Below are 286 nucleotides of genomic sequence, written 5' to 3'. Positions count from 1 at the left end.
CGCCGGTATTGGCGAGGGCCCGCACGAGCAAGAACTGCTCGCGAGGCAGATCCACATCAGGAAAGCGCCATATGCAGGCCTGACGGACGTATTCGCTATCCCGGGCCTTACAGTGGGTCGCATAACCGGCGAGAGCTTTTACGCTTCCGCGAGCGGTCAATTCGAGCAACCCCCATCCACTGGGCAGTTCATCGACACGTATCAAGCCCTGAGGCGCCAGGTAGTAGCGCCAGGAGCCGATGCCGCCCGCAATCCGGTGAGGTTTCTTGGCGTCAGCCAAGAAATC

1 pseudogene is annotated in these 286 nt (G+C 60.8%); it reads right to left on the bottom strand.

What is annotated here, in order from left to right:
• A pseudogene (locus ACR6JA_RS23010) lies at positions 1 to 286 on the bottom strand (adenylosuccinate synthase); the annotation flags it as partial.

The organism is Cedecea sp. B1(4) (assembly GCF_059414925.1).
Note: the sequence above shows the minus strand (reverse complement) of the source record. Positions and strands in the feature narration are given on the sequence as shown.